Annotated in this window: 18 protein-coding genes; 10 read left to right on the forward strand and 8 right to left on the reverse strand. The window is 72.4% G+C overall.

Annotated features, from left to right (window positions below; translation table 11 throughout):
• Positions 1–15 precede the first annotated feature (15 nt).
• Both QFZ74_RS28100 and QFZ74_RS28105 read right to left on the reverse strand, forming a co-directional pair.
• Positions 16–423 carry an STAS domain-containing protein gene (locus tag QFZ74_RS28100; RefSeq protein ID WP_307623637.1) on the reverse strand — a complete coding sequence of 136 codons (408 nt, stop codon included), beginning with the start codon at positions 421–423 and terminating at the stop codon, positions 16–18.
• Between the two features lie 83 nt (positions 424–506).
• Entirely contained in the window at positions 507–1,607 is a 1,101-nt protein-coding gene (locus QFZ74_RS28105; protein WP_307623638.1) for an SDR family oxidoreductase, read from the reverse strand.
• Between the two features lie 137 nt (positions 1,608–1,744).
• Here QFZ74_RS28105 and QFZ74_RS28110 point away from each other — a divergent pair, with 137 nt between their 5' ends.
• Positions 1,745–2,014 carry a CDGSH iron-sulfur domain-containing protein gene (locus QFZ74_RS28110; protein ID WP_307623639.1) on the forward strand — a complete coding sequence of 90 codons (270 nt, stop codon included), beginning with the start codon at positions 1,745–1,747 and terminating at the stop codon, positions 2,012–2,014.
• Positions 2,011–3,066, forward strand: a complete 1,056-nt coding sequence (locus QFZ74_RS28115) for an iron-containing redox enzyme family protein (RefSeq protein WP_307623640.1) — start codon at positions 2,011–2,013, stop codon at positions 3,064–3,066. Before QFZ74_RS28110 ends, QFZ74_RS28115 begins: the two co-directional genes overlap by 4 nt.
• Here QFZ74_RS28115 and QFZ74_RS28120 read toward each other — a convergent pair.
• Together QFZ74_RS28120 and QFZ74_RS28125 are read right to left on the reverse strand one after the other, a co-directional pair.
• Positions 3,047–3,640: a cysteine hydrolase family protein gene (locus QFZ74_RS28120; protein ID WP_307623641.1), complete on the reverse strand. Its 594-nt coding sequence runs from the start codon at positions 3,638–3,640 to the stop codon at positions 3,047–3,049. The genes QFZ74_RS28115 and QFZ74_RS28120 overlap by 20 nt on opposite strands.
• 6 nt (positions 3,641–3,646) lie before the next feature.
• Positions 3,647–4,603, reverse strand: coding sequence for an LLM class F420-dependent oxidoreductase (locus tag QFZ74_RS28125; RefSeq protein ID WP_307623642.1), 957 nt, complete (start codon positions 4,601–4,603; stop codon positions 3,647–3,649).
• 154 nt (positions 4,604–4,757) lie between these two features.
• Here QFZ74_RS28125 and QFZ74_RS28130 point away from each other — a divergent pair, with 154 nt between their 5' ends.
• The 4 genes from QFZ74_RS28130 to QFZ74_RS28145 all read left to right on the forward strand — a co-directional run bounded on the left by QFZ74_RS28130 (position 4,758) and on the right by QFZ74_RS28145 (position 8,353).
• Complete coding sequence (locus tag QFZ74_RS28130) at positions 4,758–5,186, forward strand: CBS domain-containing protein (protein WP_307623643.1); 429 nt, start codon at positions 4,758–4,760, stop codon at positions 5,184–5,186.
• A gap of 66 nt (positions 5,187–5,252) precedes the next feature.
• Positions 5,253–5,801, forward strand: a complete 549-nt coding sequence (locus QFZ74_RS28135; protein ID WP_307623644.1) for a type 1 glutamine amidotransferase domain-containing protein — start codon at positions 5,253–5,255, stop codon at positions 5,799–5,801.
• The gene (locus QFZ74_RS28140; protein WP_307623645.1) at positions 5,798–7,900 is read left to right on the forward strand and encodes a catalase; all 2,103 of its coding nucleotides are present in this window, start codon (positions 5,798–5,800) and stop codon (positions 7,898–7,900) included. Before QFZ74_RS28135 ends, QFZ74_RS28140 begins: the two co-directional genes overlap by 4 nt.
• A gap of 33 nt (positions 7,901–7,933) precedes the next feature.
• On the forward strand, positions 7,934–8,353 hold the full coding sequence (locus QFZ74_RS28145) for a CBS domain-containing protein (RefSeq protein WP_307623646.1): 420 nt from the start codon (positions 7,934–7,936) through the stop codon (positions 8,351–8,353).
• Positions 8,354–8,564: 211 nt separating this feature from the next.
• On the opposite strand, the gene QFZ74_RS28150 is transcribed toward QFZ74_RS28145, so the two are convergent.
• Positions 8,565–9,128: a hemerythrin domain-containing protein gene (locus tag QFZ74_RS28150; RefSeq protein WP_307623647.1), complete on the reverse strand. Its 564-nt coding sequence runs from the start codon at positions 9,126–9,128 to the stop codon at positions 8,565–8,567.
• A gap of 172 nt (positions 9,129–9,300) precedes the next feature.
• On the opposite strand from QFZ74_RS28150, the gene QFZ74_RS28155 reads away from it, so the two are divergent.
• The 4 genes from QFZ74_RS28155 (at position 9,301) to QFZ74_RS28170 (ending at position 14,736) form a co-directional block, all read left to right on the forward strand.
• Entirely contained in the window at positions 9,301–11,895 is a 2,595-nt protein-coding gene (locus QFZ74_RS28155) for a SpoIIE family protein phosphatase (protein ID WP_307623648.1), read from the forward strand.
• Positions 11,896–12,062: 167 nt separating this feature from the next.
• The gene (locus tag QFZ74_RS28160) at positions 12,063–13,184 is read left to right on the forward strand and encodes an amidinotransferase (protein ID WP_307624306.1); all 1,122 of its coding nucleotides are present in this window, start codon (positions 12,063–12,065) and stop codon (positions 13,182–13,184) included.
• A 30-nt stretch (positions 13,185–13,214) separates the two neighbouring features.
• Complete coding sequence (locus QFZ74_RS28165) at positions 13,215–13,871, forward strand: endonuclease (protein WP_307623649.1); 657 nt, start codon at positions 13,215–13,217, stop codon at positions 13,869–13,871.
• Between the two features lie 247 nt (positions 13,872–14,118).
• On the forward strand, positions 14,119–14,736 hold the full coding sequence (locus QFZ74_RS28170) for a hypothetical protein (RefSeq protein WP_307623650.1): 618 nt from the start codon (positions 14,119–14,121) through the stop codon (positions 14,734–14,736).
• Between the two features lie 64 nt (positions 14,737–14,800).
• Here the strand turns inward: QFZ74_RS28170 and QFZ74_RS28175 are convergent, their stop codons facing one another.
• From QFZ74_RS28175 to QFZ74_RS28185, 3 genes are read right to left on the reverse strand one after another with little or no spacing between them, the layout of a single operon-like run.
• Positions 14,801–16,453 carry a class I adenylate-forming enzyme family protein gene (locus QFZ74_RS28175; RefSeq protein WP_307623651.1) on the reverse strand — a complete coding sequence of 551 codons (1,653 nt, stop codon included), beginning with the start codon at positions 16,451–16,453 and terminating at the stop codon, positions 14,801–14,803.
• Positions 16,450–18,165: a CoA transferase gene (locus QFZ74_RS28180; RefSeq protein ID WP_307623652.1), complete on the reverse strand. Its 1,716-nt coding sequence runs from the start codon at positions 18,163–18,165 to the stop codon at positions 16,450–16,452. The genes QFZ74_RS28175 and QFZ74_RS28180 overlap by 4 nt, the downstream gene beginning before the upstream one ends.
• Positions 18,162–18,980 (reverse strand): methyltransferase, encoded by an 819-nt coding sequence (locus tag QFZ74_RS28185; protein ID WP_307623653.1) that lies wholly within the window; start codon positions 18,978–18,980, stop codon positions 18,162–18,164. Before QFZ74_RS28185 ends, QFZ74_RS28180 begins: the two co-directional genes overlap by 4 nt.
• Between the last annotated feature and the right edge of the window lie 11 nt (positions 18,981–18,991).

Below are 18,991 nucleotides of genomic sequence, written 5' to 3' on the forward strand. Positions count from 1 at the left end.
CCGGTCACCCGCGTGTCACGCATGCGCGTGCTCGTCCGTGAGCGCCGTCTCGACGTCCCTGTAGACCCGGAAGACCCGATCGGCGCCGGTGATCTCGAACATGCGGTCCACCGGTGGGCGCAGCCCGGCGAGGTCCAGGTGCCCGCCGCGGTCCAGCATCCGCAGCCGGGCCTTGAGCAGGACGTTCAGTCCGGTCGAGTCGCAGAACCGCAGTCCGGAGCAGTCGGCGACGACCCGTACCGCGTCTTTGACCCCCTCGCGCAGGGCATCCTTCAGGGGGTCCGCCGAGTCGTGGTCCACCTCTCCGGTGAGCGTCACCACGACCGTGTCCCTCCGGGCCTGGGGCCGCACCTCCACGACGAGCCGCTCCTGCCGGGCCGGGCCCGTCGCCTCATGCCCCGTCGCCTGCTCTTCAGCGTCCACGGAAAGTGCACCTCTTCCCCGCACCCGAGAGCCCCCGTGCTGAAAACGCGTCGATATGAGACGTATGCCCATATTGATCTCCCCTACCCCTTCCACGACATCAGACCGCGGCCGCGTGCCACCGCGCGGACCCCGAGGGCCGCGGCCGCCAACGCGCCTGCGGCCACCACGGGGTGCCGGGCGACCGCGGTGTACGGCGAGCGTCGGGCCGCCTCGGCATCGAAATCCCCGTGGGCACCGTGGTCGCGTCCTCCGGCGCCGTCCACGGGCTGCCACAGGTTGTACGGCGTCCCGGGCCGTGCGGGCGCGTCGGTCAGCTGGGACTCGTAGCCGGTCCGGGCCAGATACCGGTCCAGTACGGCGGGCGCGATCCGGTGCGCCAGGACGGAAGCCGTCGTCGAGAAGCCCACGAGGTACTCCCGGCGCCGCGGACGCAGGGCCGCGTGCAGCACGGCGCGGGCCGCCACCTCGGGCTGGTAGACCGGCGCCACGGGCCGCGGCCGGCGCGGCAGCCGGGACAGCACCCAGGAGAACTGCGGGGTGTTGACGGCCGGCATCTGGACGACGGTGACCGCCACCCGGCTGCGCTCGTGCAGCAGTTCCTGGCGGACGGAGGCGGTGAAGCCGTTGAGGGCGTGCTTGGCCCCGCAGTACGCCGCCTGGAGCGGCACGGACACCTCGCCGAGCGCCGAGCCGACCTGGACGACCGTCCCGCAGTCCCGCGGCACCATGCGCTTCAGCGCGGCGCGGGTGCCGTTGACGAACCCGAGGTACGTCACGGAGGTGACCCGCGCGAACTCGTCGGGCGTGACGTCGAGGAACGGGGCGAAGACCGAGGTGAACGCCACGTTCACCCACACGTCGACCGGCCCCAGTTCGCGCTCCACCCGGTCCGCGGCCTCCTCCACCCGCTCGGGGACGGCCATGTCCACGGGCACGACGAGCGCGCGGCCGCCCGCGCCCTCGACCTCCGCGGCCGCCGCCTCCAGACCGGTCGTCCCCCGCGCCAGCAGCGCCACCCGCGCCCCGCGCTCCCCGAAGGCCCGCGCCACGGCCCGCCCCACGCCGGCACTCGCACCCGTGACGACCACGGTCCGGCCGGCGAACGGCGACCCGGTGACGCGCCGCGCGCTCAGCGGCAGCCGTCCTTCCAGGCAGGAGACGACATCAGATGTCCTGGTCATGGTCATCCTCCTCGTCCTTGCGCGGTTGCCCCCTCGCGCCGCGAACATGCGCCCCGCGCCCGTACCGGGGCCCGCATGCCGGGACCGGAACCGGGCACTCGCGCGGTGACGCCGTCGACACGAGGGGAGCACACGGCATGCGTACCTCGGGCGAGAGGCCCTTGGGCGGGCGCGGATCACCGCCGTCGGGCGAAGTCCCGCGCGTCACGCCGGTGCCGGGCGGCCCGGTGCTGATCGAGGGACCCGTGGAGATCGTGCTGCCCGACGGGACGCTGCTGCGCTGCGAGCGCCCCGTCGTCGCCCTGTGCACCTGCCGCCGTACCCGCAGGCCGCCCTTCTGCGACACCAGCCATCGCGGGGGACGCTCCTCGTGCCGGCGCGATCACGGGACGGAGGGCCGGTCATGACACCGCACGCGCAGGCCGTCGCCGAGCGGCGCCCGCGGGAGCCGGAAACGCCCCCGCCACGCGGCGAGTTGTCCTCCGCGATCACGGCCTACCTGCACGGTGCCGCGCACACGCTCCCCGGCCGACGGACCGCCGCCCGGGCCGATCCTCTCGGCGAGGACGTGCAACTCGCGCTGCACCTCTGCTACGAACTCCACTACCGGGGCTTCGCCGGCGTACCGGACACCATGGAATGGGACCCCGGACTGCTGCGCCTGCGGGCGGAGCTGGAGGCGCGGTTCGAGGACACGCTGCGCGAGCGCCGCGGGCGGGCACGCGGCGTGGACGAGGCGTTCGAGGCGCTGCTCGCCGAACCGCCGGACGGGGACGGCACCGGGATCTCCCACTTCCTGTTCCGCCGCGGGGAGTTGTCGCACCTGCGCGAACACTCGGTCCTGCGGTCGGTCTACCAGCTCCGCGAGGCCGACCCCCATCTGTGGGTGGTCCCGCGGCTGGTCGGCCGGGCCAAGGCGGCGATGATGTCGGTGGAGTACGACGAGTTCGGCTGCGGCCGCGCCGAACGCGTCCACGCGCGCCTCTTCGCCGACCACATGCGCGACCTCGGCCTCGACCCGGCCTACGGCCACCACCTTCCCGCGGTCGGCGCCCCGGCCCTCGCCGCCGTCAACCTGATGTCGCTGCTCGGCCTGCACCGGCTGCGCCGGGGCGCCCTGGTCGGGCACTTCGCGACCCTGGAGGTCGTCTCCTCGCCCGCCTCCCGCCGGCTCGTGGCGGCACTGCGCCGACTCGGCGCCGGAGAGGCCGCGGTGCGCTTCTACGACGAACACGTCGAGGCGGACGCCGTGCACGAACAGGTCGTACGGCGTGAGGTCGTCGGCGGACTCCTCGCGGACGAACCCGGCCTGGCGGACGACGTCGTGTTCGGGATCGAGGCGACCATGCTCCTGGAGGACCTGCTCGCCGCGCAGGCGACCGGAGCCTGGGAGGCGGGCCGGACCGCGCTGCGCGTACCGCTCGACGCGCTCGGTGAGGTCACCGCGGCGGCGAGGTGAAGTCGACCTCCTTCGCCGTGACGATCCGAGCGCTCATGTTGCGCTCCATCATTTCGAGCGCCGCCCTCTCCAGATGGGGGTGGATGGAGGCGACGCCGTCCCTCGGCACGATGACGTCGAAGTGGCGGATGTGCGCGTCCAGCGCCGAGTACAGGACGCACTGTTCGGTGACCTGACCGCACAGCACCATGGCCCGGACGCCCAGCTGCCAGAGCAGGTAGGACATGGGCGTCTCGTAGAAGATGGAATGGCGAGCCTTCAGCACGAACAGCGAGTCCTCGTCGGGCCTGATCGGCTCGATCAGGTCGGCGTGCGGCCCGGCCAGCGCCGTCTCGACGAGCTCCCCGTGGTGGGAGCGCCACAGCCCCAGGTTGTCGTTCGCGTAGACCACCGGCACCTCCGCGGCGCGGGCGCGGCCGATCAGGTCCGCGACGACGGGCACGACCCGTGCGGCGGAGACGACGAGCGACTCGGCGTCCTCGTGGTCGTACCGGTTGATCATGTCGATCACGACGAGCGCCTTACCCGTCCGCCTGCCGGGGCCGTGTCCGGTTCCTCCGGGGTCGCTCACCATGTGCCGTCAACCGCGCAGCAGCGGCAGGACCTTGGTGCGGTAGAAGTCGAAGAAGCCCTGCTGGTCCTTGCCGATCTGGTTGACGTACACGGCGTCGAACCCGGCGTCCACGAAGGCCGCGAGGGCCTCGGCGTGCGCCTCGGGCTCGTCGCCGCACGGCACGGCCGCCGCCACCTGGTCCTCCGTGACCAGCTCCGAGGCCTGCTCGAAGTGGGCGGGCGTCGGCAGGACCTGCGGGAGTTCGCCGGGGAGCTGCTCGTTGGGCCACAGACGGTGCACGGTGCGCACGGCCTCGTCCCGGTCGGCGCTCCAGCAGACCTTGAGGCCGCCGGCGACCGGCTTGGTGCCGCCGCCCGCGCGCCGGAACCGCTCGACCATGTCGGCGTCCGGCGACATCGTGATCAGCCCGTCGCCGATACGCGCGGCCGACTCGACGGCCTGCGGGCCGAAGGCGGAGACGTCGACCGGGACGGGTTCGTCGGGCACCGTGTACAGGCGGGCGTTCTCGACCGTGTAGTGCTTGCCGCGATGGCTGGTCTGCTCCCCGGTGAGCAGCTTCCGGATGATCTGGACGGCCTCCTCCAGCATCTCCAGGCGTACCGAGGTCTCCGGCCACGCGTCGCCGAGGATGTGCTCGTTGAGCGCCTCGCCCGTCCCCACGCCCAGCCGGAACCGGCCGTCCAGCTGGACGGCACTGGTGGCGGCCGCCTGGGCGACGACGGCGGGATGGGTTCGCACCGTCGGGCAGGTCACGGCCGTCTCCACCGGCAGCGAGACGGCCTGGGACAGCGCGCCGATCACCGACCACACGAAGGGGCTCTGGCCCTGCTGGTCGTTCCACGGGTGAAAGTGATCAGAGATCCACAGGCGGTCGAAACCGGCCTGCTCGGCCATGCGGGCCTGTTCGACGAGCTCGGCCGGTCCGTGCTCCTCGCTCGACAGAAAGTATCCGAAGCTGGCCATGGGGTTTCCTCCTGGTCGCGTGTGCTTCCGGCGCGGTGTTCTGCCGCCGAGTACCCGGCGGGGCCCAGGTTTGCCCGCGGTGAGTCGCCCGGCCTTGGGTACCCGGCAGGGGAGCGCGATGACAGCGCCTTACCCGTGTGTGGAAGGGGTCGACATGACCAAGAACGTGCGCGACATCATGACCGGCGCGCCGACGGCCGTGGACGCCGGCGAGTCTGTGGCCTCGGTGGCCCGCACGATGCGCGACCAGAACATCGGCGTCGTCCTGGTGATGGACGAGGACGACGCGCTGGGACTGGTCAGCGACCGGGATCTGGCGGGTGCCGTCGCCGACGGTGCGGACCCGGGACTGATGACCGTGGCCCAGCTGGTCCGGGGCGATCTGCTCACCGTCGAGGCGGACGACGACGTCACGCACGCCGCCGGCACGATGCGTGAGCACGAGACCCGGCAGGTCGCGGTGGTCGAGAACGGCGAGCTGGTGGGCCTGCTCTTCCTCGACGATCCGGCCGTCCAGGGGCAGATCGGCAGCATCACGACGTCGACGCCGGACCCGCACGGAAGCCCCGGCCCCCGCCCCTGACCGCGCGGGACCGTGCTCACGACACCGAACCGTACGCACGACACCGGAGAGGAGAGTCGAGCGATCATGCGCATCGCCTTTCTGACCGCGCCCGAGGGCGTCGAACAGGTGGAACTCACCGAGCCCTGGCAGGCGGCCGTGAAGGCCGGGCACGAACCCGTCCTGGTGTCGACGAAGTCCGGCGAGGTGCAGGGCTTCGACCACCTCGACAAGGCGGACACCTTCCCGGTGGACGAGGTCGTCGGCGACACGTCCGCCGAATCCTTCGACGGCCTGGTGCTGCCGGGCGGTGTCGCCAATCCGGACTTCCTGCGGATGGACGACGAGGCCGTCGCCTTCGTCAAGGAGTTCTTCGAGCGGGGGCGCCCGGTGGCCGCGATCTGCCACGCGCCGTGGACGCTCGTCGAGGCGGACGTGGTGCGCGGCCGTGAGCTGACCTCGTGGCCGAGTCTGCGGACCGACATCCGCAACGCGGGCGGCACCTGGGTCGACGAGCAGGTCAAGGTCTGCGACCACGGAACCAACAAGCTGGTCACCAGCCGCAAGCCGGACGACCTGAAGGCGTTCTGCGAAACGTATCTCGACGTGTTCCAGGAGGAGGCGGCAGGCCGATGACCACGCCCGACCCCAAGGACGAACAGCTCGAGACGTACCGTGCGCCGGACCCCGCCTCGGGCCCCCTCACCACCGACCAGGCCGTCGACGTCGACCACACCGACGACTCGCTGACCGCCGGCGACCGCGGGCCGACGCTGATGGAGGACTTCCACGCCCGCGAGAAGATCACCCACTTCGACCACGAACGCATCCCGGAGCGCGTCGTGCACGCGCGCGGCTCGGGCGCGTACGGCTACTTCGAACCGTACGAGTCCTGCGCCGACTTCACCCGCGCCGCCTTCCTCCAGGAACCCGGCAAGCGGACACCGGTCTTCGTGCGGTTCTCGACCGTGCAGGGCCCGCGCGGCTCGGCCGACACCGTACGGGACGTACGCGGCTTCGCCACCAAGTTCTACACCGAGGACGGCAATTACGACCTCGTCGGCAACAACTTCCCCGTCTTCTTCATCCAGGACGGCATCAAGTTCCCCGACTTCGTCCACGCGGTGAAGCCGGAGCCGCAGAACGAGATCCCGACCGGCGCCTCCGCGCACGACACCTTCTGGGACTTCGTCTCCCTCCAGCCCGAGACGCTGCACGCCGTCATGTGGCTCATGTCGGACCGCGCGATCCCGCGCAGCTTCCGCATGATGCAGGGCTTCGGCGTGCACACCTTCCGGTTCGTGGACGCGGACGGGAAGGGCACCTTCGTGAAGTTCCACTGGAAGCCCAAGCTCGGCGTGCACTCGATGGTGTGGGACGAGGCGCAGGAGTGCCAGGGCCGCGACCCGGACTTCAACCGGCGCGACCTGTGGGACGCCATCGAGGCCGGCGACTACCCGGAGTGGGAGCTGGGCGTCCAACTCGTGCCGGAGGAGGACGAGTTCGCCTTCGCCTTCGACCTGTTGGACCCCACGAAGATCATCCCGGAGGAACAGGTCCCGGTCCGGCCGATCGGCCGGATGGTCCTCGACCGCAACCCGGAGAACTTCTTCGCCGAGACCGAGCAGGTCGCCTTCCACACCGCCAACATCGTGCCCGGCGTCGACTTCACCAACGACCCGCTGCTCCAGGCCCGCAACTTCTCCTACCTGGACACCCAGTTGATCCGCCTCGGCGGCCCCAACTTCAGCGAGATCCCGGTGAACCGCCCGGTGGCCGACGTACGCAACAACCAGCGCGACGGCTACCACCAGAGCACGATCCACCGGGGCACGAACTACTTCCCCAACTCCCTCGGCGGCGGCTGCCCCGCCCCGGCGGGCGCCGACTCCGAGGCGTTCACCCACTACGCCGAGCGCGTCGACGGCGCCAAGATCCGCCGCCGCAGCGAGAGTTTCAAGGACTACTACAGCCAGCCCGCGCTGTTCTGGAACAGCATGTCCGACTGGGAGAAGCAGCACATCGTGGCAGCCTTCCGGTTCGAACTCGGCAAGGTCGAGACCCCGGAGGTGCGGGCCCGCACGATCGAGCAACTCGCCCACGTGGACGGCCAACTCGCGCGTGAGGTGGCCGAGGGCATCGGCGTCCCCGCGCCGCCCGACGGGACGCAGACCGCGTCCAAGCAGTCCTCGCCCGCTCTCAGCCTTCAATCACTGACCGGCGACGGATCGATCCGCACCCGGAAGATCGCGGTGCCGGTCGCCGACGGGGCGGACGCCCGCCAGGTCGCCTCGATCCGCGAGGCACTGGAACCGGAGGGCGCGATCGTGGAGGTGCTGGCAGCGACGGACGGCACCGTAGCGTCGGCCGACGGCGAACCGCTGGAGGTCGACCGCGCGCTCCCGACCGTCGCGTCCGTCCTGTACGACGCCGTCGTCCTCCCCGGCAACACCGCGGACACCTCGCCGCTCACCGTCGACCCGGACGCCCTGCGCTTCGTCCGCGACGCCTACCGGCACGGCAAGCCCGTGGCGGCGCTCGGCAACGGCGTCGACGTCCTCGCGGCCCTGGAACCGGAGGGCATCCATCTGTCCATGGAGCCGCACCGCACGGTGACCGACCAGGGCGTGATCACGGACGTCGCCCCGGGCCCCGCGAGCGCGGAGTTCGCGAGGGCACTCGCGGCGGCCGTCGCGGCGCACCGCCACTGGGGCCGCCCGGCACCCCGCTGCTGAACATCCCCCGTCTCGAACCCAGTTGGAGGAACCATGACCCAGCACGTGCGCGACATCATGACCACGGACCTCGTCACGGTCGAACCGCTGACGTCGGTGACCGACGTCGCCCAGCTCATGCGGAACGAGGACGTCGGCGACGTCCTGGTCGTCGAGGAGGGGCATCTGCGCGGCGTGGTGACCGACCGCGACCTGGTCATCCGCGTCATGGCCGAGGGCGGCGACGCCGGCGAGCGCACCGTGGCCAACGCGTGCAGCGAGGAACTGGTCACCGTCACGCCCGACGACGACGTCGACCAGGTCATCGGCCTGATGAGGGAGAAGGCGGTGCGCCGGGTGCCGGTCGTCGAGGGCGACCACGCCGTCGGCATCGTCTCCCTGGGCGACCTGGCCATCGCCCGCGACCCCGGCTCGGCGCTCGGCGGCATCAGCGCGGCACGCGGCAACGAGTGAACACAACACCAACCCCCGACACCAACCCCCGACCCAAGGCGGGCCGTCCGGTGCGGACGGCCCGCCACTTGTGACCCCGGCGAGATCCTGCCCCAGGCCGAACGGCACCCTGCCCTTCCCGCGGCAGGTCGGCGGCGCCCGCACGGGTCGGGAGCCCCGTTTGACGGGGGCCGTTCAGTCGGCCTTGCCGCGTCCGCTCAGCCGGGGCCGTTCAGTCGGCCTTGCCGCGTCCGCTCAGCGCGTCGCGCAGCCGGTCGACCAGGCCCGCGCCCGGCGCCAGCAGCTTGTTGGCCGGCGGCTCGTCGGGGGCCGAGGGGTGGGGCCGCGTCGGTGCCACCTTCTTCGCCCGGCGCACCTTGTCACCCAGCTCGTCGAGTGCCTCGGGCGAGCAGACCTCGCGCAGCTTGGGGAAGAGAAACCCCTCCTCCTCGGCGATGTGCTCCCGGACCTCGGCGATGAGACTGCCGACCAGCCGGTCGAAATCGGCGTCGTCGGCGTCGAGCCCTTCGAGGTCCTTCATCAGCCGCTCGGCCGTGGAGTGGTCCTGGATCTCCCGGTCGGCGATGGCGTTCCCGTCCGGTACGTGCTCGCGCACGGCCGGGTACAGATACGCCTCCTCGGCGACGGAGTGGCGTACCAGCTCCATCGTGACCTGGTCCGTGTACAGCTTGCGATCCTTGTGACCGGGCGGCGACGCCTCGATCTTGCCGAAGAGTTCCTCGACCTCGCGGTGATCGGTCTCCAGCTCGTCGATGACATTCCCACCGTGTCCCATGGTGTCCTCCTCGCAGCCTCTCTTCGAACGTCGGCCATGTCGTGATGTACCGGTCTGCGATTACCCGAAGCGGTGGCGCTCAGTCGTCGGCCCGGGCGCCGATCGGCAGCCGTCGGCACCGGCGTCACCCGTCGACCGAGGCATCCGCGCTCCCACGTGGCATGCTCGGAGGATGGAGAGCGATCCCGCGCTCCAGGACGACGACGGCGTCGCCCCCGAGGTGCTGGCCCTGGCGAGGGTCGTGGCCCGGTTGCGCGCCGAGGTCGTGGAGCTGGAAGGCGTGACCGCCATGTCGGCGGTCGTGGAGCGTGCCAAGGGCGTCGTCATGGCCCGGGAAGGCGTGCCGGCGGACGAGGCCTGCGAGTTGCTGCGCGCACGGGCCGGGCAGGGCCGGCGCAGCCTGCTGGAGGAGTGCTGGATCACCCTGGGCCGCACCGGCAGCGGCCCGCTCCACACGCCGGCGACCGCGACGGAACCCCTCGGTGAGCGGCCCGGCGTCGCCTCGACGGCGTTCGGTTCCGGTCCTGATCCGGCCGGCGTCGCGCCGACGGTGTTCGGTTCCGGGCCTGACCCGGCCGGCGTCCCGCCAACGGCGTTCGGTTCCGGTCCGGACCCGGCCGCCGTCCCCCCGACGGCGTTCCGTTCCGGGCCTGACCCGGCCGGCGTCGCGCCGACGGCGTTCGGTTCTGGGCCTGACCCGGCCGGCGGCACGGCGGACAGTGGCCGGCCGGCCCTCCTGGCCGCGCTCGCCGCGGCCCTCGCCGGTGCGCGTACCCCCGACGACGTGGCCGAAGTGCTCCGGGCGACGCTCGCCGGCACCGAGGACGTGGACGCCGTCATGATCTACGCCGGTGCGGTCGACGGACACCTTGAACTGGTCGGGCACGCCGGGACCGGCGACGCCCTGGCCGAGCAGTGGAGTCATATCCCGCCGGTCAGCGGTGTCGCGCCACGTGAGGCCGTCACCGACGGCAAGGCGCTCTGGCTCGACGATCCGGAGCGGGACGCCTCCCGCCATCCGCTCATCGGCGACGGGCCCGAGCGCTGGCCCTCAAGCGCCTGGATCCCCGTACCGGGGAAGTGGCCGCCGGTGGTCGTCGGACTCTTCAGGACCCGGCACGCCCCGTTCGACGCCGGAACACGGCTCCTGCTGCGCCGGGCCGTCCGGCTGTGCGGCGGGCCCCTCGACGCGAGCGCGGGCCGCCGCCCTCCCCGGGCCGGCCAGGCGGACGAGGCCGTGGTCCAGCGGATCTTCGACGCCCTGCCCGGACCCGCGGCGCTCCTCACTCCGCTGCGGTCGCCGACGGGCGAGGTCGAGGACTTCCGCATCGACGCGGCGGCACCGGAGTCGGTCGACGTGGCCGGCCGCCGGGGCAAGGAACTGGTGGGCCGAAGGCTCCTGGAGACCTACCCGACCATGGCGGGCACCCCCGTCTGGGACGGATACCTGAAGACGCTCGCGACCGGCACGGCCTCCGAGAGCGGACCGTTCACCTACGAGCAGGTGAGCGCCGGGGCTCCCCGGCGCTCCACGTACTCCGTACGGGCGTCCCGGCTGGCGGACCGCCTGGTCGTCTCCTGGATCTGCCACGACACGGCCGAGCGCGAGGCCCGCCGCCTGGCCGACATGCAGCGGCTGGGCAACCTCGGCTGGGTGAGCTGGAACCTGGTCACCGACCGCGTCACCTGGTCGGACCAGGTCTACACGATCCTCGGCCGCGCCCGCGCCCACGGGCCGATGCCTTTGGACGAACTGCCCGGGCTCGTGGTGCCGGACGACCTGCCGCGCCTGGGGACGGCCGTACGACGGCTGCTCGACGACGGCGCCTCCATCGACGAGCCGTTCCGCGTCACCGTCGGGCACGGGCGCGGGGTGGTACGCCACCTGCGGATCGTCGCGGAGGCGCAGACGGACGCCGACGGCACCCCCGTCGAAGTCCACGGCTTCGTCCAGGACCTCACCGCGCAGCGCGATGCAGAGATCGCCCGAAGGGAGAGCGAACGCGCCGTCCTCGTGCAGCGCGGCATGCTCCAGGCCGAACGCACGCTCGCCGCCCGGCTCCAGGAGACCCTCCTGCCGATCCCGGAGCAGTCGCTGGAACTGGCCGGGGTGTGCGTGAGCGTCGCCTATGTGGCCGCCGACAGCGGGCTGAACGTCGGCGGCGACTGGTACAGCGCCATCGAACTGCCCGACGGCAACGCCCTGTTCGTCGTCGGCGACGTCGCGGGCCACAGCCTCGCCGCCGTCGGCACGATGGCCCAGCTCAGGTTCACCACGAAGGGCATGACCATCACCGGATCGGCGCTCCCCGACGTCCTGCGGCGCCTCAACGCCCTGCTGCTCCACACCCCGACGGGCTCACGCCGGTCCACCGCCACCATGGTCATGGGCCGCTACGACCCCCGCGACCGCCGTCTGACCTGGGTCAGAGCGGGGCATCTGCCGCCCCTGCTGGTCCGCCACGACGAGGCGAGGTTCCTGCCGCAGCCCGAGGGCATCCTCCTCGGCGCCGCCCGCGACTCCTTCTACGAGCAGGCCGAGATCGAACTGCTGCCGGACGACCACCTGCTGCTCTACACCGACGGCCTGATCGAGGACCCGGGCGAGGACATCGCCGAAGGCCTCGCGCGCCTCGCCGACACCGCGCTCCGGTTCGCACGGGACGGCCAGGGCGAGAACCTGGCCCCGGCCCTGGCCGCGTGGCGGCCGCACAACCGCGACGACATCTGTGTGCTGGACGTCCATGTGCCGGACAGCGCGTCCTGATCGCCCCGCGACACGGCACCGGGCGCGGGTCGTGGTTTCACATGCTGCAATTGTTCACATGCTGCAATGAAATATGTGCAGTAGATTGCTGACTTCTGCGGGCGAAGGCGGTCAGATATGACGGTAATGGTGCAGAGTCCGGTCATTCCGGCGTGGGGTCGTTCCTGATGTCGTCGCCCCTGGTCCCCGGTGCCCACGCCCCGGAGCCCCTCGTCCCGCCGGTCAGCTCGCACAACGAGTGGGACCCGCTGGAGGAGATCATCGTCGGGCGTCTGGACGGCGCGACGATCCCCTCCGGCCACCCGGTCGTGACCTGCAACCTGCCGCCCTGGGCCGCACGCATCCAGAAGCTCGTCGCCGGCTTCCGGTACCCGCGGACGCTGATCGAACGGGCCCAGCAGGAGCTCGACGAGTTCGTCACCCTCCTGGAGTCCCTCGACATCACCGTCCGACGCCCGGACAAGGCCGACCACCGGCACCGCTTCGCCGCCCCCGACTGGTCCTCACGCGGCTTCTGCAACGCCTGCCCGCGCGACAGCATGCTCGTGATCGGCGACGAGATCATCGAGACCCCGATGGCCTGGCCGTGCCGGTACTTCGAGACCCACCCCTACCGCGCCATCCTCAAGGACTACTTCCGGCGCGGCGCCCGCTGGACGGCGGCCCCGAAGCCGACGCTGACCGACGAGCTGTTCGAGAAGGACTTCCGTCCCCCCGCCGCCGACGAGCCCATGCGCTACGTCCTCACCGAGTTCGAGCCCGTCTTCGACGCGGCGGACTTCGTCCGCGCCGGGCGGGACCTCTTCGTGACGCGCAGCAACGTCACCAACCGTATGGGCATCGAGTGGCTGCGCCGCCATCTCGGCCCCGGCTACCGCATCCACGAGATCGAGAGCCGCTGCCGTACGCCCATGCACATCGACACGACCTTCGTCCCGCTCGCGCCCGGCAGGGCCCTGGTCAACCCCGAGTACATCGACGTCGACCGGCTGCCCGAGGTGCTGCGCTCGTGGGACATCCTGATCGCCCCCGAACCCGAGCCGATCGACGACCGCCTGCTCAGGATCACCTCGCTCTGCGGCAGATGGCTCAGCATGAACGTCCTGGTGATCGACGAGACGCGGGTCATCGCGGAGCGGCACCATGTCGACATGCTGCGCGCGCTGGAGAAGTGGGGCTTCGAGCCGATTCCCTGCGACCTGCTGCACTACGCCCCGTTCGGCGGCTCGTTCCACTGCGCGACGCTCGACATCCGGCGCCGCGGCACGCTCGAGTCGTACGTCGGCTGAGCGCCGTGCGGCGTTGAACCGGTGACCGCCATGACGAACAAGTCCGACAGCCCGTCCGACGAAGCGGTGGTGCGCGCCCTGCTCGACCGGCAGCGGCACACCTACCCGCAGCAGGCCGGCATCCGGCTGCGCGACACCCCCGCGCCGCTCTACCAGACCCTCGTGCTCGCGAACCTCCTCAGCGCCCGGATCAGGGCCGACACCGCGGTGGCGGCGGCCCGGGAGCTGTTCGACGCGGGGCTGCGCGACCCGCGGTCGATGGCGGACGCTTCCTGGCAGGCCCGCGTCGACGCCCTCGGCCGGGGCGGCTACCGCCGCTACGACGAGCGCACCTCCACCCTGCTCGGCAAGGGCGCCGAACTGCTCCTCGAACGGTACGGCGGCGATCTGCGCCGGCTGCGCGAGGAACCCGACCCGAGGAAGGCCCTGTTGGACGTGCCGGGGATCGGGCCGACGGGCGCCGACATCTTCCTGCGCAGCGTCCAGGGAGTGTGGCCGGAGTTCGCCCCGCACATCGACCGCAAGGCCCAGGAGGGAGCCGAGCGGCTCGGACTGCCGACCTCGCCCGACCGGTTGAGCGAACTCGTCGACGACCACGACCTGCCCCTCCTGGCGGACGGCCTCGTCCACGCGGCCCTCGACAAGCCACTGGCCGACGAGGTGCTCGCCGCGGCCGAGTCGGCGTGACGCCGGCGGCACCCGGCGCGCCGATGTTCTGACCGCCCGTCTCCCGGGGCCGGTGCGCTCCGCCAGTCGGGCTGTCCTGTGTGGGCCATCCGCAGGAGAGAACGTGAGAGCGGGATCCGGCGTGTGAAGGACTGGGTGCGAACGGCCGTGTGCCTCTCGCTGAACTGTGCGGACCGACCAGCCATGGCGGGCGGACGCCCATGCGTGGCCACGTGGCCACCGTCCCCTGTCTCAAGGAGTTCCCCACGTGAACATCAGACTCGCCTCGACCGCGGTCGCCGCCGCGGCCGGTGCCGTTCTGCTCGCCGTCGCCCCGACCGCCACCGCCGCCGCGCCGACGCTCACCACCCAGGTGGCGCCGGCCGCGCACAACCACCAGGTGGTCGACTTCCCGGTGACCGTCAAGGGCGCTCAGATCAACTACCGCGGCCAGGTGCTCAACCTCGACCTCACCGGCAAGGCCACGCTCACCGTCGACGCGCCGGCCCCTGGTTCGCTCAAGGCCGCGGCTTCCGGCACCCTCGAGGTCAGCGCCCAGCACCCCGACCTGGGCAAGATCACCGTGAAGAGCGAGGCCAAGGGCACCGCGTCCCTCAACAGCGTCCTGACGCCGCTGCCGGCCGACCTCAGCCTCACCACCACGGGCACCCTGACCATCGAGAACCCCGGCACCGCCCCGCGTGGCGCGGCCGTGGAGCCGCTGGTGCTCACGACCAAGAACCCGGCGCAGCTCGTCGGCAAGCTGACCCAGTTCCCGCCGAAGGGTGACCTCACCACGCTGGCGTCCCCGGTGGACCTGGTCGACGCCAACAACCAGGTCGGCGCGACCATCACCTCGTTCCCCGTCACTGTCGACCAGGTCTGACACGTCCTGATCGAGCAGTGAACGACGTGGCCGGCGGATGGAGTTCTCCCCCCGTCGGCCACGGCTATGGCGCCGGCTCGGCCACCTGACCGGCCCGACCCGTTGCCACCTGCCGGGCCGCGAGGCCGGTGAGCGTGGCCCGGCAGATCTTCCCCGTCGGCCCGAGCGGCATCCGGTCCACCAGGAGCAGCAGTTCGGGCAACTTACGTCGCTCCAGGCCTCGTTCGGCCTCCAGGAACTCGGTGAGCTCCGCGAGCGTGACCGCAGGGGACGTGGCCGGCTGGCGTACACAGGCACACATGCGTTCCCCGAGGTCCGCGTCGGGCACCGCCACGCAGCACACCTCCGCCACCGCGGGGTGGGCGCCCAGCTCGCGTTCCACCTCCGCCGGGCTGATGTTGAAGCCGCCGCGCACCACGATCTCCTTGATCCGCCCGAGGACGTGCAGGCGGCCGTGCGCGTCCAGCATGCCGCGGTCACCGGTCCGCACCCAGCCGCCGGACGCGGTCCGGTAGCGGGCGTCCAGCTCCGGGCTCGCGACGTAGCACAGCGGTGTCATCGGGCCCCGGGCGAGGATCTCGCCGGGCTCGCCGTCCGGCACCGGCCGTCCGGACGCGTCCGCGATCCTGATCCGCGCCACCGCCGGGTCGGGCAGTCCCGTGCCGGTCTCCGGGCCGAGTCCCGTGGCGGCGGTGTGGCAGTTCACGCCGTCGGACGAGCCGTACACGGTGACGACGGGGCACCCGAAGCGGGCCCGGCACGTACGCGCCGTCGCCTCCGGCAGCTCCGCGCCGCTGGAGACGAGGGCTCGCAGGAAGCTGAAGTCCTCGTCGGGCAGCGGTGGTTGCTCCGTCAGCCGGCGCAGCATGGTGGGCACCCCGAAGACGTGAGTCGGGCGGTGTTCGGCGCACATGCGCAGCGCGGTGGCCGGGTCGAAGGCACCCGGCAGGACGAGCGTGCCCCCGAGGGCGGCCACCGTCACCGACGTACCGAGCGAGCCGAACGACGATCCCAGTGGCACGAGCACCAGGTTCCGCATCGGCTCCGAGCCGTCGTGCAGGGCGCGTACGTAGGCGGCGCGGCCGCCGGCCATGGCGTTGTGCGCGTACGCGACCATCTTCGGCTCCGCCTCGGAACCGGAGGAGACGAGGATGCGGGCGGGGGCCTCGGGATCGACGGGGCGCGGTACGAAGCGGTGCGCGGTCGGCGTCGCGAGCGAGCGTTCCGGGTCGCTGTTCTCGCCGGTGGTGAGGATCTTCTCCAGGTGGGGGAGCGGCCGCGGGAACTCGGCGTCGCACGGCTCGGCGACGACGAGCGCGCGGGCCCGGGAGCGGCGGAGCAGACGGGTCGGCCCGCTGTGCCCGTGCCCCGGCGGGTAGGGCAGCGCCACGGCTCCGACGGCCGCCACGGCAAGCTCCACCGCCACGGCCTCACGCCCGTCGGGCAGCCGCACCGCGATGATGTCCCGCTCGCCGAGGCCGAGTTCGGCCAGCCGGGCCGCGTGGTGCCGGGCCGTGCGGTCCAGTGCGGCGTAGTCCACCGTGCCCGCGCGGTCGATCACCGCCGCTCGGTGCGGGTGGGCCCGGACCTGGTCCCGGAAGAGGGAGTACAGGTCACGGCCCGGGCAGAGGCCCTGGCGCACCCACTCGTGCCGCAGGACGGCGGGCACCAGGTCGTGGATGCGGATTCCGGCGTTCGAGGTCCAGACGGGCGTCACGTGAAGGTCCACGGTGAGAGGGGGCGGGTGTACATGTCGGTGGTCAACGCACCGGTGAAACAAGGGTCCTTGGCGAGTGCGGCGAGGTCGGTGCACACGGGCGTCGCCGTCAGACCGGCCTCGGCGAAGCGCGAACTCCAGAGTGCGGACGGCTTGTTGAGGAGACGGGACTCGACGGACGCGGCGCTGCCGAGCCCGGTCACCTGAGCGGTCCGGTGCGGATGCTCCCGGGCATCGGCACCCAGCAGCAGGTAACCGTCGGCCGTGGCCAGCGGCTTGTCCCACCGCTTCCAGGTCACGCGCCGCTGCGGCCGCGGAACGACACCGGCCGCGGAGAACAGGGAGGAGTCGACGCGGCGGCCCACTCTGCCCCGGGCCACGGCGAGCAGTGCCGCGAGGACGGCCTGGGCGCTCACCAGGCCGCCCAGAACATCGGTCAGCGTCATCAGCGACGGCGCCGGCCGCTCCTGCGCGGGCCGCAGCGCGGCGGCGAGTCCGCTGTGCGCCTGCACGAGGAAGTCGGTTCCCACGGGCGGTGTGGGTCCGAGCGCGTCGCCCCAGCCGGACGCCCAGGCGTGGACGAGCCCCGGACGGACGGCGGCCAAGTCATCGGCGTCCAGACAGAGTTGGGCGGCCTTGCCGGGAGCCCAGTTGTGCAGGAAGACGTGGGCGTCCGCGACCAGTTCGCGCACCGCGGCTCTGCCCGCCGTGGTGGTGATGTCGGCCTCGACGACGTCCTTGCCGTCGTTGAGCGCCCGGAACCGGGCCGAACAGGCCCCGGCCAGCGGCGGGATGCCGCGCATCGGGTCACCCCCCGGCGGCTCGACCCGCACCACCGACGCGCCCAGCAGGCGCAACAGATGCCCGGCAAGGGGGCCTTGGACGCGTCGCGTCGACTCGACGACCCGCACTCCTGCGAGGGGCCCCGACCGCGACGGCGTACCGTCATGCCGTGCGGGGGCCGCCGGTCCGGGCAGCGGGGTGAGTGACCAAGGGGGCGGGCAGGCAGGCGAGTTGGGCTCCTCCCGTACGGGGAGCACGTCGGCCCCCGCCTCTCGGGCAGCCGCCTTCACCACGTCGTACGACGCGGCCCGCGAGGCCCGGTGCAGTGCGGGAGGCAGCGCGCAGACGGCGGTCCCGAACCGCTCCTGAAAGGGACGCCACCCGCGCTGGATGTCGGCAGGCGGAGCCCCGAGCCGGCGCCAGAAGCCCAACCACCGTTCCGCGTCCAGGGCTTCCAGCTCGTAGCGCACCCCGTCGCCGGAGACCAGCGTGCCGCCGCCGCTGCCCGGCGCGGGCGCCTCCTCGCCCTCCGCCGTGGCCGCCGCGAGGTGCTGGGTCAGGCTGAGCAGCGCCGCCTGTGCGACCGAGGTCTGGACGGCTTCGTGTTCGGCGGTTCCGCGCGTGCGGGCGAGCAGCGCCGCGCACACGCCCTGGGCCGCCAGGACACCCGCCACCGTGGAGGCGTAGTCCACGGCGAGCGGGACGGGCTGCCCCGCCGCCCGCCCGTGCACCGCCATGATCCCGCAGGCCGCCTGCACCGCCGCCTCGTCCGGGAGCGGCAGGCCCACTGGTCCTGACCAGTCGATCCGGTACGGCACCGTGGCGGTGCGCGGGTCGTTTACGAGGTCGAGCATGCGGGACGCCACCTGCCCGGCCGTCGTGGGCGGTGCCGCGAGGTCGGGGGCGAGATCAGGGGCGGCGAGGCTCACCGCGTACCGTCCTGGAGCGGCCTGCGTCCCCGCACCGAGTACATGACGCTGGAGGCGGCGAGGAAGGACGGGTCGTCCATCAGCCGCCGGACTCCTTCGAGTTGGGCGTCCGTCATGCCGGCGGCGGTCAGCCGGTCGCGCAGGTGACGCGAGTGGTTGCGTTGCAGCAGGAGGCTGGGGGAGCCCGCGGAGCGCGATTCGATGTGCATGCGGACGTCGATGTCGACGAGACCGGCGGCACGCAGGGCGGCCGGGCTCTTGCGCCCCCACTCCGGGTCCGCGCCGGCATCGCGCAGCGCGGTGAGCTTGGCGTCGAAGAAGGTCCGGTAGAGGCGCTCCGACTCGGCGTCGGGGGTCAGCAGCGGCGGCTCGTACGACGCGTCGAACTCCTCGGACAGCAGCAGCCCGCCCGGCTTGAGGGACTGCACGAGCTTGCCGAGCACCGACTCGCGCTCGGGGAGGTGCTGGAGCACCAGCCGCTGCACGATGAGGTCGTAGGCCGCCGCGGGCAGCGGGTCCGCCACCACGTCGTGCCGCAGGACCGTCAGACAGGGCTGCTCGCCGATGTGGCGCGGGTCGAGGTCGGTCGCGGTGACATGGCCGTCCGGGGCGACGCGCTCGGCGAGCCAGCCGGAGACGGTGCCGCCGCCCGCGCCGACCTCCAGACAGCGCCACCCGGGGCCCACCCCCGACTCCGCCAGCCGGGCGCAGGTCCGGGCGTCGTACGCCGCGGACAGACACCGGTACTGCTCGCCGACGTGCGCGGTGGCGTCGGCGAAGGCGTAGTGGCCCTCGGCGGCCTCGGTGCGGTGCATGTCACTCCCTT

Source organism: Streptomyces sp. V3I7 (assembly GCF_030817495.1).
Classification (GTDB): domain Bacteria; phylum Actinomycetota; class Actinomycetes; order Streptomycetales; family Streptomycetaceae; genus Streptomyces.